Below are 12415 nucleotides of genomic sequence, written 5' to 3'. Positions count from 1 at the left end.
AATTTTTCATCCTAAGTAAATTTACACATCCCACAGCCCAGAATTTTATCCGGCCTACTAAAATATCCGTAACGAGCATAAAAAGATTCTTTACCTTTGGCTGAGAGCAGTCCGATGGTTGCATCTTTTTTTGCTGCCCCAGCCAAATACATTTCTATATTATCCTTAATCAACGCACCAATACCTTGCCTTTGAAAGTCAGGATCGACAACAACATCTTGGATATAAAAAAATAAACCACCATCACCTATTACACGACCCATACCAACAAGTAGCCCCTCCTGTCGGATCACTACATGAAATAACGAGTTGTTTAAACTAGTATTCGCCAGATCAGCGTTAACTTTACCCCAACCGACTTTCTCTCTTAATAAACAAAATTCTTCTAAAGATGGACAGCTCAGTTCCACGGTATAGCTAACACTTTTCACTAAGCCTAATCTCCGTCATTCAATATCTAATTCATCTTTGCTTAAGCGTTTTACAAAGCAACACTTACTGTTGAAATCTAAAATTAAATTACAGCACCAACGAAAATGCACTCAACCACAACAACTGCACACCATAAGCTAATCGTTGATAAGTGCCTACACTGCCTTTTTGCTTAAATGCTTGCGTCAACAAAACTAAAAAGTAACAGGCAATACACACACACAAAATTGAAAAAAGCCGAAATGAAATACTGGTATATGAACTTACAGCAACAAAAATTGGCGCAATCAGCAAAGACAGCAGCATTACCAAGCCAGCCCAAGAATGTATTTGGCAACTCAAAGTAGGGTTTTTAGTATTAGGATCCGCATCCATAGGGAAGTAACCAGCAATCCAGGTACCCACACCATGAATCATGACAAGCCAACCGACCAACGTAATTAATATAGCGGTATTTTCCAGTTGTACGACATACCAACCAAATAAACAAAATAGTAATCCAAGAGGATAGTTATTAATAAGCGGGGATAGTTTTTCCGTGGGACTGCCAGCAGCACCGAGCTCGCTGCAAAATTGCTTTGCATGACTATAGTTTGGATAACACCTACCAGCGATATACACCCCAGCAACAATCCATATACTCGCGCTTAGTGCTGAATATAAACTAATAATCTCTAACATTAGCAACTTCCATGTATAAATTAATACCACGATAATAAGCTGATGTATTTATGTTGTAAATAATATACTTAACCGCACAGGAAGCACACAGGCATAAAAAAAGCAGCCCGGGGGTATTGGCTGCTTTTGAACGTAATCAATGTAAAAGTCCTTTTAAAATTCCTTGTAGGCGGAAGCTATAATTAGGCCTTTGCGAACTCAGCTTTTGAGAGCTCACCGTTACCGTCTGTATCAAGCTCTGCAAATTTACTCATAAGCTCAGCATCAACCGATGCTTCACTTTGGCTGATTGCGCCGTTGCCATCAACATCTAGCGTATCAAAATCGGTAGCAGCAAACGCCGCTGATGAAGATGCCAGTGCGATAAGTGCTAATGTTTTATTTAATGTGTTCATAATTAATATTCCTTCAATGTACTATCAAAAAATTTGTCTCAATACTGGTTTTCAATGCGAGTAAAGTCTTCCTTGTTATCCTTTATCATGGGTTCCCTGCCCACTTAGGTTGTCTTTGGCAACTCAGGATAAACTCAGTATTAGGTTATTAAGCTTTTGAAAACTCTTCTTTTGATAACTCACCGTTTTGGTCAGTATCACGCTCTGCAAATCTATTTAAAAGCTCAGCATCTTCTGCGGCTTCAACTTGACTGATCACACCATTTTCATCAACATCAAGGGTATCGAAGTCTAACGCCTCAAAGGCAAATGCTGCTGATGAAGAGGTTAATGCAATAAGTACTATCGCTTTATTTAGTATGTTCATTGGTTATCTCCTTTCACCTGAGATGATTAATAGTGTGTTACGAAGTCCTTTTCATTTTTCCCTGTCAAAAAGCGACATTAAGCTTTTGAAAACTCTGCTTTTGAAAGCTCGCCGTTACCGTCGCTATCAAGCTCTGCAAATTGGCTCATAAGCTCAGCATCAACTGAAGCTTCACTTTGGCTAATTGCGCCATTACCATCAACATCTAATGTGTCAAAGTCTGTTGCAGCAAATGCGGCTGAAGAAGATGCTAGAGCAATAAGTGCCAACGTTTTATTTAATGTGTTCATAATAAATATTCCTTCAATGTTTATGGTTTCGAACGATGTGCTAATCACATTTTCGTTCTGTACAACTAGACTATTACAACTTCGGTGCCACATTTTAAAAAACCTTTAAAATCAAATCGTTAAAAATAAATTTTACTTTTGACTGGCTATTTACGGTGTTTTTTGTTGCTTTTTAGCAACACGTAAACCACCTATAAAATATAGTTTATAAAAATCAATTGATTAGGTTTAATAGAAAAGACACAGATCAGTACTTACAGTGTTCGTATTTATATTTTTATAGGCAAGAAAAGTGACAGGCGCTGAAATTAACCAGCTGAAAACTAGCAACTGAAATAAATAAAAAATCTATGTTACTGATAATTAATAACAATAAAAATAAATTTAGAGTTCTTTAAGGTAGGTTACGGTATATCCGCTATTTTGTCGCAAAATAGCGAATATGCACAAATTTACACCAGCGGCTCAAGCACTGAAAGGTCAATAAAGTGGTCTTTCATGAAAGTTTTCATCTCGTCTTCACTTGCCGTTAGTTGAATACCAAACTGCGCGCTAGTGGCATGGCTTTTAACACTGCATATTTGTCCGCTAAACTCAGTAACACCTTTATTATTTTTATCGAGCATAATATGACACTGAGTATTCTTTAATTCACTGAGATCAGCTTTGCTTTTTACATCAAACATCACCCCAGTTACTGAGATATCTTTAATAACTCCTTGCATCTCGCGTTCGTCATTAAACTTTATTTTTGCAGCTAATAATGTGGGAATACGAGTTTGTGATCGTAAACTAAATAATTGCACTTCAGTTGGGAAGTTTAAATAAATAAGCCGTGCCGGGTGCGACGACACTGACATAACCTGCTGACGAAATGCTATAACTTGCCCACCACCGCTTTCAAGCACCGCTCTGACGATCACCACAACACCATCTTTTAAATATTCCCCCGCGTTACCTAAACGCTTTGCTGAGGGGTAATTTAAGATCACAAAACGCTCATGCAATAAACCAACAAATTCAGTTTTAACTCGTTTGCTGGCTGTGGGTGTTAAGATTTCGACATCAACAATGCTACCAGCACTAATATAGGCAAGGTTTTCTAAGTTTAATTGTTGTCTTGTTTTTGCCATTTCCTTTCCAACTACAAATAAATCATCTTGTACAAGTAATCGCTTTTATACAAATTAACCACGCCAGAAGGTCGGTGTAAACAACACTAATAAGGTGAATATCTCTAATCGCCCAAACACCATCGCAATGGTTAATAGCCATTTAGCGCCATCACTAATAGCGCCATAATGCGACGCAACATCCCCCAAACCAGGGCCGAGGTTATTTAAGCAAGCTGCGGTGGCTGAGAACGCCGTTATGTTATCCATACCGGTCCCCATTAACGCTAACATAATAATGACAAATACCAACGCATAAGCAGAGAAAAATCCCCATACGGCTTCAACTACTTTATCTGGTAATGCCTTACGACCAAGTTTAATAGAGTAAATAGCACGAGGATGCACTAATCGATTAAGCTCACGTATTCCTTGCAGATAAAGCAAAAACACCCGAACTACTTTCATACCGCCGCCGGTTGAACCCGCACAACCACCAATAAAGCTCGAAAATATCAGTAAAATAGGCAAGAACAACGGCCATGCTGAAAAATTATCGGTGGCAAAACCCGCAGTAGTACTAATTGATACCGCTTGAAATAATGCCTGATCGAGCGTTTCGTCACCGTTTGCATATATATTATTGGACGACAGTACCGTAAAACACACAATCACCAGCGCTAGTTGAATAAACAAAAACACTTTAAACTCAGGGTCGCGGATATACACCCTGAGATTTCGACTCGAAACAGCCGCGTAATGCAAGGTGAAATTAACGGCAGCGATGATTAGAAATATCACGCAAATAAAGTTGATTAATGGACTGTCAAAGTGTCCCATAGAAGCATCGTAAGTAGAGAATCCGCCTATTGCAACTGTAGAAAATGAATGACAAATGGCATCAAACCAATTCATTCCGGCAGCCCAATATGCCAAAGTACACGCCGTAGTTAACGACACATAAATATACCAAAGATGTTTTGCGGTATCGGCAATACGTGGCGTCATTTTGGAGTCTTTAACAGGCCCGGGAATTTCAGCTCGATACAGCTGCATACCACCCACACCAAGCATTGGTAGTATCGCAACCGCAAGTACGATTATCCCCATACCGCCAAACCATTGTAATTGCTGACGATAAAATAATACCGATTTAGGAAGATACTCAATGCCCGTGAGCACAGTTGCCCCTGTAGTCGTTAAACCTGAGAACGCTTCAAATACCGCATCCGCTAAAGATAAATTAGGTTCTTGTAAAAAAATCAGCGGTAAGGATGCGAATGCCCCTAGAACTAACCAAAATAGCACCACAATTAAAAAGCCTTCGCGTGCTTTCAAATCCCCATGCTCATGGCGGTTAGGGTAGTAAGCAATTAAGCCAATAATTACACTGAATATAAATGCGAGGACAAATGGCACACCACCACCATCTTTATAAATGAGCGATACAATTGCCGGCGGCACCATAGTGATACTAAACAGTACAACCAATTGGCCGAGAATTTTTATGATGGTACGAAATTGCATTGAGCTATCGCTTTTTTATTAAGTAATGATTAGTGCGTGAATGCTATTGTCTTACTCTTTAATACTTAACTCAACCGCGCCATGACTCAAATCATAAATATCTTTTATGGCTTGTGTGGCTTGGCGGCTATCTATAGTGATAACCCATTCAATATTAGCAGTAAATTGCTTTTCTATGTTAAGTACTTGATATTGCGTTTTTAGTAACTGCTCTATCGCTCCTTGCGTGCTGTAATCACTACAGCCCACCAGCTCAACACTAGGAACTTTTAATGTGGTTGTTAAATGTGCCAAGGCATTATTTAGCGAGCCACCATATGCTCTGACTAATCCGCCAGTGCCTAATTTTATACCGCCAAAGTAACGAGTAACCACAGCAGTGATTTCTCCAAGCCCAGAGCCCATTAACACATTAAGCATAGGCTTTCCTGCCGTACCATTTGGTTCACCATCATCAGAGAAACCATAAACATGACTACCACCTGGATTGCCTGCAACATGCGCCCAACAGTTATGACGAGCATCACTGTATTTACTTTCAATCTCACGGATAAACGCTTTTGCCGAGGCTAAATCTGGCGTATGAGCGATATGCACAATAAAGGTGCTTTTTTTTATTTCTTCTTGATGAAAAACGGTTGCTGCTGGGTACTTATATTCTGACATTCTTTAATAAACCCAAATAATGAAGCAAAAAATGGGGCCATATGGCCCCAACTTTTAACACCTGATAATTAATCTAACGATAAATCACGGGTCATATTTTCTAAGCTATCTTCGTGAACAATAATATTGTCCTCGATACGAATACCACCAAATGGTTTAAACGCTTCAACCTTTTCCCAGTTAATAAACTGTTTGTTGTCAGTTTGCGCTAAATCGCCAAGTAATGAATCGATAAAGTACAAACCAGGTTCAATCGTGAATACTTGGTTTTTCTCAATCAAGCGCGTGCAACGCAAGAATGGATGACCTTCAGGTGGGGCTTGATGTGTACCCTTTTCATCAGCCATAAAACCACCCATATCATGTACTTGTAAACCAAGATGATGACCAAGTCCATGCGGGAAGAAAGTCGACGTAATACCGCGCTCAACGATCTCAGCAGCTGGTAACTTAACAATATTAAAATCACTAAGCACCTGAGCAATACGTTGATGGCAATCTAAGTGCAGTTCACCGTATAACAAGCCTGGTTTCAATGCTTTACCCAATGCAATTTGGTGTTGTGTCATTGCGGCAATTAATTCGGCAAACTCGCCCGACTTTTTAAAATCATAAGTACGAGTTATATCTGCAGCATAACCATGAAAGTTAGCGCCAGCATCAATTAAGAACGAATGATGTGCCTTTGGGGCTTGAGGCTCAAAATGAGTGTAGTGCAAAATAGCGCAATTTTCGTTAAGCGCAACAATATTGCCATACGGCATTTCGTTTTCGCTTTGGCGAGTAGCCATTAAATACGCTTGCTGAATATCAAATTCAGAGCCACCGTTAAAAAAGGTATCACGCGCCGCTTTATGGCCATCAACCGCAATACGGTTAGCTTGGCGTAAGCATTCAAGTTCGTATTGAGTTTTATAAGCGCGGTGGTAATTAAAGTAATTGAGCACCGGCTCTGGATTCATAATGCTAAAGCCTAGCGCTTGGGCTACTTCTAGGTATTCTCCGATATAAGCGTACTTCGCTTTATCGTACGGTAATAGTTTTTCAACTTGATCAGGCTGTAATAATAGCTCGATATCAAAGTAATCAGCCCAAAAATCTCGTGGCTCATCTGGCACTTTGTGCCAAAAGTCGACTGGGCGATAAAAAATTAGTTTTGGCTTATCACTGCCATTTACAACAATCCAACAATGTGGATTATCGATGACCGGTAACCAAGCTTTAAAATGCGGGTTAACTTTAAACGGATAATACATATCGTCTAAAAACTGACGTTTAGCTTGTCCAGAATGGATCACTAAACCTTCTAATCCTTCACGTTCAATAATAGTACGAGTACGCTGCTGCAGTGTTGCAATATGTTCGGCATATAAAACGGCTAATTTATCCATAGAAAACCCATCTGTTAAATTTAACTTATTTCAAGTCTAACATAGACCCTGTTTAACCCCAATGCAGATGCGCTAAAGCACTTGTGCCTTAGCCACCCATCTTCATATCCAATATTGGTGCCAATATATTTCCTTCGCGCCCTAAACGCGTGTGATAAACCTGACGATATGCAAATACATTTTTTACGTACTCCCGAGTTTCACGATACGGGATAAGCTCAATCCATAATTCAGCAGGCATGGCTTCATCTGGTAGCCACTTTCTGATTCTATGGTAACCGGCGTTATACGAGGCTGTAGCTAGTATTTCGTTGCCATGGTTTTTCTTTTTTAAGTATTCTAAATACTCTGTACCTAAACGTATATTGGTCTTAGGTTGACTTAAACGGTTTCCTGAAACAGTACTTTTATTTACATACTTTGCTGTACTTGGTAATAGCTGCATTAAGCCACGCGCATTAGCATGAGAACGTGCATCAGGTGCAAAAGAGCTTTCACGGCGCGAAATAGCAATGCTCCAAGTAACATCTATATGATTACGTTTACTATAACGTTCAAATAAATCTTGAAAAGCAAATGGGAAACGTAACTCTACATAATCCCATGCCTTAATTTGCGCTAAAGTATAAATAGTACTGTCGTACCAATCTAATTCTGCTGCGAGTTTTGAAGCCGCGAGCTTTTCTTCATCGCTAGAAGTGCTTGTTAAATAATTCCATTCGCGACGAGCAGAAGTAAACCGCTCAAGTTCATACATCGCTTTAGCACGTTTAAAACCAGGGGCATTAGCCACCTCATGCATTAATTTGTCGCTCACTAACAATGGTTGATTATTGAGCTCAATAGGTAAACCCAACCGCGCAGCAGCCAAAAATCCATAATAATCACGCTCTTTTGCGACTATTTGCCAAATAGCTTTAGCACGCTGTGTATCACCTCGTTGTTCTAAACTATACGCTAACCAATATTGCTGACCCAGACTAAGATTTTCTTTACCTGTAAAAAACGCCACAATGCCCGACCAATCTTGGGTTTTTAGCATATTGCCTAACTGCCATTGCATTAATTTACGATCTTGGCGATCTTTGGGCACTTTACTCAACCAAAAACGCGCCTCAGGGTGGCCACTTGATGCCAGCGATAAAGCAAAACTATAATAAACATCAGCCTTTTGCTCGTCAGAATAGTTAAACATTTTGTCTAACTTTTCCCACGCCTTAAGTGCCAAGGTTTTATCTCGCCAAATTAAGCGTTTAATTCCATAGTGTGCAATTTCACTTTCTTTAACTGTTTTATGCTTATAGCGGTACATTCCTGCTACTGCACTGGGATCACTGCGAACTTTTCGGTAAAAGTCAGCCAAGTATTGCTCATTTTTCGGTAATAAGGTTTTTAAGTATGGCAGTAAGCTTTGCGAGCCACCTTGTGCCGATAACGTAATGCGTTGCCATATTTGCTCTTGGCTCATATAACCTTTTTTACGCCAAACATTAAATAGTGAATCGCATTCTTCTGGCTGTGATTTCCCGACAGTCCATAAATTTGTTACTTGACTCATTATCGCTTGTTCCGGCGCCCCTAAATCAAGCTGATACTGCAGGTAAGTGCAAGTCAGCTCACTATTTGTAGTCTCGCGATAATTATTAATAAAAGCAGCTTTGCGGTTTTGCTTTTGTAAATTCTGCAGCCATGCTTTGCGCACCGGCCACTCTAAAGGCGTACTTTGATAAATAGTTAAATAACGCTCTATTTCAGATTGATGCTCAATATCAGGATGGCGCTGCCAATAGAGTTGCTCTACATAAGGCTTTAATGGATGGTCTAGCTGTGCAACGACTTCCTTAAACTCTTGATAACTAGCATATTTGACTTTTTTTTCAGCATCTAAAAATGCGTCATGCTCCGTATTAGCGTAGGCAGAAAATAAAGGAAATAATAATGCTGCTGCCGTTACACTTAAAAATTGTTTTTTCATGATGACCTTAAATATTCAAAGGTAAATAAAAGACAAACACTTCGCCTACACCTTAGCACCAAACAAGCTATATTTTAACCAGTAGTAAGACACCACAGTAAATTTTTCGTTGCATTTTTAATTTAAAGCAAGCACACTGATTGAAATGCAAACTCATCGTACCAGTCTTAGTTCACTAACTAGGGAGAATAATAATGTTATATAAAAGCGATTCCTTTGAAGTTGCTTTCATCAAGGATAATATCGCCGAGTTCAAATTTTGTGTTGCAGGTTCTGTAAACACTTTGTCTCAGCAAACCTTGAAAGATTGCGCCTCTGCATTAAAAGAATTAGCCGCAAACAGTGATATCAAAGGCATGATTTTTACCAGTGATAAAGAACACTTTATTATTGGCGCCGATATTTTCGAATTTTTACCTACCTTTACTAAACCAGAAGCTGAATTAGTAACGTGGATCAAAGATGCCACTGATGTTTTTGACGCGCTAGAAGATTTACCATTCCCAACTTTAAGCGCTATAAATGGCTTAGCACTTGGTGGTGGTTGTGAGTGGGTACTCGCTACCGATTATCGTGTTGCTAGCACTGATGCTAAAATTGGCCTACCAGAAGTAAAACTTGGCATCATGCCTGGATTTGGCGGCACAGTTCGCTTACCACGCATTGTTGGTGCTGATAATGCGATGCTTTGGATCACCTCTGGTGCCGAAAACCGCGCAGCTGATGCTTTAAAAGTAGGTGCTGTTGACGCTGTAGTTAGTGCTGACAAACTTATAGAGTCAGGAATTTCAACGCTTGAATTAGCTATCTCTGGAAAACTAGATTGGCAAGCTAAGCGACAAGTAAAATTACAACCACTTAAATTGAACCGTGTTGAGCAAGGTATGAGCTTTGCAATGGCTGAAGGTATGGTTATGGGTAAAACCAAAGGCCACTATCCTGCTCCTATTATGGCAGTTCGCACTATTAAAGCAGCAGCAAACTGTGAACGCGCCGAAGCAATGGCGATTGAAAATGCCAACTTTGCTAAATTAGCACGCACCCCAGAAGCGGCAGCCCAAACGGGTATTTTCTTAGCAGATCAATACATCAAAGGTAAAGCGCGCAAGCAAGCTAAAACTAGTGATGTAGTAATTAAACAAGCTGCAGTACTTGGTGCTGGCATTATGGGTGGCGGTATCGCTTACCAGTCAGCTTATAAAGGAACACCTATTATAATGAAAGACATCCAACAGGATGCGCTTGATTTAGGTATGGGTGAAGCATCTAAGCTATTAGGTCAAAAAGTTCAACGCGGCCATATGGCGATGGACAAAATGGTAGCAACGTTAGGTAAAATCAAACCAACTCTTAATGATAGCGATTTACAAAGCGCTGATATCATTGTTGAAGCAGTTGTCGAAAACCCTAAAGTTAAACAAGCCGTTTTAGCCGGTCTTGAAAAAGACATGCCTGCAGGCACTATCCTAACGTCTAACACATCAACTATTCGTATTGATGAATTAGCCACGGCTCTTGAAAAACCTGAAAATTTCTGTGGTATGCACTTCTTTAACCCAGTACCAAAAATGCCACTGGTAGAAATTATTCGCGGTGAGAAAACCTCAGAGCAAACTATTAACGCTGTTGTTGATTACGCCTTAAAGTTAGGTAAATCACCTATCGTTGTTAACGATTGCCCAGGATTCTTTGTAAACCGTGTATTATTCCCATACTTTGCCGGCTTTAGTAAATTAGTTGTTGAAGGCGCTGATTTTGCCAAAGTAGATAAAGTAATGGAAAACGTATTTGGCTGGCCAATGGGTCCTGCATACTTACTTGATGTTGTTGGTATTGATACGGCTTACCACTGTACTGGCGTGATGGCAGATGGTTTCCCTGAGCGCATGTCACGTGCCGAAAAAGATCCGGTAACAATATTCGCTAACGAAAAGCGTTTTGGTCAAAAGAACAAGGCGGGTTTCTACCAGTATGCTCCGGATCGTCGCGGTCGCTTGAAAAAAGCTCAAGATCCACAAGCAGTTGAGCTACTTAGTGCAATCACTGATGCACCGAAAGAGTTTGATAAACAAGAAATTATCGACCGTTGTATGATACCAATGATCAACGAAGTGCTACTGTGTTTACAAGAAAACATTGTTGCTTCTCCACAAGAAGCTGATATGGCACTTATTTATGGTATTGGTTTCCCTCCATTTAGAGGCGGCGCGTTCCGTTACTTAGATCAAACTGGACTAGCTAACTTTGTTGCAACAGCTGACAAATACGCTCATCTAGGTGCGATTTACCAAGTATCTGAACAAACTCGCAAATGGGCTGAAGAAGGCCGTATTTTCTATAAGGTGGAAGGATAAGACCATGAATACTCCAGTAATTGTAGATTGTATCCGCACGCCAATGGGCCGTTCAAAAAACGGTGTATTTAAACATAAGCGTGCCGAAGATTTAAGCGCCCACTTAATGAAGGGCTTACTTGATCGCAACCCAGCCGTTGATCCAGCATCGATTGACGATATCTATTGGGGTTGTGTACAACAAACTTTAGAGCAAGGTTTTAACGTTGCTCGTAATGCCGCATTACTTGCCGGCATTCCTCACACAGTGCCAGCGGTAACAGTAAACCGCTTATGTGGATCATCAATGCAAGCATTACACGATGCTGCTCGCGCAATCATGACTGGCGCTGGTGATACCTACATCATTGGTGGTGTTGAGCACATGGGTCATGTGCCAATGACCCACGGTAACGACTTTCACCCAGGCTTAGCAACTTCAATTGCACAAGCATCTGGCTCAATGGGCTTAACCGCAGAGTACCTTGCAACTATTCACGGTATTACCCGTGAGCAGCAAGACCAATTTGCATACCGCTCACATCAACGAGCTCATGCAGCAACGGTTGAAGGACGTTTCCGCCGCGAAATTCTTGCAATGGAAGGTCATGACGCAGACGGCTCACTGATTTTAGTTGAAGATGACGAAGTAATTCGCCCGGAAACAACCGTAGAAGGCTTATCACAGCTACGCCCAGTATTTAACCCAGCATCGGGCTCAGTCACTGCCGGTACGTCTTCAGCTCTTTCTGACGGCGCATCTGCTATGTTAGTAATGAGCGAAGAAAAAGCCAAAGCTTTAGGCTTACCAATTCGTGCACGTGTTAAAGCCATGGCGGTTGCAGGTTGCGATCCATCAATCATGGGTTACGGCCCAGTACCAGCAAGTAAAAAAGCATTAGCGCAAGCCGGTATCACTATTGATGATATCGATGTTGCCGAGCTTAACGAAGCATTCGCAGCACAATCACTACCAGTATTAAAAGACCTAGGTCTTGCTGATGTAGTTGATGAAAAAGTGAATTTAAACGGCGGCGCTATCGCTCTGGGTCATCCTTTGGGTTGTTCTGGCTCACGTATTAGCACCTCGTTAATCCACTTGATGGAAGATAAAAATGCACGCTATGGTTTAGCCACTATGTGTATTGGTTTAGGCCAAGGCATCGCAACGGTATTTGAACGTGTGCAAGATTAATAAAATGTATTAAGTAATACCTTGGTGATAAAAAGCCGCGTCGATTTATAA

The 12415-nt window shown here is 40.6% G+C and carries 12 protein-coding genes; 2 read left to right on the top strand and 10 right to left on the bottom strand.

Annotated features, from left to right (window positions below; genetic code table 11):
- Positions 1-11 precede the first annotated feature (11 nt).
- From H5158_RS18765 to H5158_RS18720, 10 genes are all read right to left on the bottom strand, one after another.
- Positions 12-431, bottom strand: coding sequence for a GNAT family N-acetyltransferase (locus tag H5158_RS18765; protein ID WP_310736237.1), 420 nt, complete (start codon positions 429-431; stop codon positions 12-14).
- 88 nt (positions 432-519) lie between these two features.
- The gene (locus H5158_RS18760; protein WP_182740627.1) at positions 520-1113 is read right to left on the bottom strand and encodes a DUF998 domain-containing protein; all 594 of its coding nucleotides are present in this window, start codon (positions 1111-1113) and stop codon (positions 520-522) included.
- A 182-nt stretch (positions 1114-1295) separates the two neighbouring features.
- Positions 1296-1508: a calmodulin gene (locus H5158_RS18755; protein ID WP_145241754.1), complete on the bottom strand. Its 213-nt coding sequence runs from the start codon at positions 1506-1508 to the stop codon at positions 1296-1298.
- Between the two features lie 148 nt (positions 1509-1656).
- Positions 1657-1875, bottom strand: coding sequence for a calmodulin (locus H5158_RS18750; protein WP_145241750.1), 219 nt, complete (start codon positions 1873-1875; stop codon positions 1657-1659).
- 77 nt (positions 1876-1952) lie between these two features.
- Entirely contained in the window at positions 1953-2165 is a 213-nt protein-coding gene (locus H5158_RS18745) for a calmodulin (RefSeq protein WP_182718501.1), read from the bottom strand.
- Positions 2166-2617: 452 nt separating this feature from the next.
- Positions 2618-3298: a flagellar brake protein gene (locus H5158_RS18740; protein ID WP_182740626.1), complete on the bottom strand. Its 681-nt coding sequence runs from the start codon at positions 3296-3298 to the stop codon at positions 2618-2620.
- Between the two features lie 54 nt (positions 3299-3352).
- Complete coding sequence (locus tag H5158_RS18735; protein WP_182718503.1) at positions 3353-4804, bottom strand: TrkH family potassium uptake protein; 1452 nt, start codon at positions 4802-4804, stop codon at positions 3353-3355.
- Positions 4805-4855: 51 nt separating this feature from the next.
- Positions 4856-5470 carry a YigZ family protein gene (locus H5158_RS18730; protein ID WP_182740625.1) on the bottom strand — a complete coding sequence of 205 codons (615 nt, stop codon included), beginning with the start codon at positions 5468-5470 and terminating at the stop codon, positions 4856-4858.
- 68 nt (positions 5471-5538) lie between these two features.
- Entirely contained in the window at positions 5539-6861 is a 1323-nt protein-coding gene (pepQ, locus tag H5158_RS18725; RefSeq protein WP_182740624.1) for a Xaa-Pro dipeptidase, read from the bottom strand.
- A gap of 88 nt (positions 6862-6949) precedes the next feature.
- Entirely contained in the window at positions 6950-8836 is a 1887-nt protein-coding gene (locus H5158_RS18720; protein WP_182740623.1) for a transglycosylase SLT domain-containing protein, read from the bottom strand.
- A 194-nt stretch (positions 8837-9030) separates the two neighbouring features.
- Between H5158_RS18720 and fadB the strand changes: the two genes are divergently transcribed.
- Positions 9031-11190, top strand: a complete 2160-nt coding sequence (gene fadB, locus H5158_RS18715; protein WP_182740622.1) for a fatty acid oxidation complex subunit alpha FadB — start codon at positions 9031-9033, stop codon at positions 11188-11190.
- Positions 11191-11194: 4 nt separating this feature from the next.
- A complete protein-coding gene (fadA, locus tag H5158_RS18710; protein WP_149983177.1) occupies positions 11195-12364 on the top strand; it encodes an acetyl-CoA C-acyltransferase FadA in 1170 nt (389 codons plus the stop codon).
- The last annotated feature ends 51 nt before the right edge of the window (positions 12365-12415 follow it).

This window comes from Pseudoalteromonas sp. SR45-6 (genome assembly GCF_014163545.1).
Classification (GTDB): Bacteria; Pseudomonadota; Gammaproteobacteria; order Enterobacterales; family Alteromonadaceae; genus Pseudoalteromonas; species Pseudoalteromonas rhizosphaerae.
The sequence above is the reverse complement of the archived record's forward strand: the minus strand, read 5'-3'. Positions and strand labels throughout refer to the sequence as shown.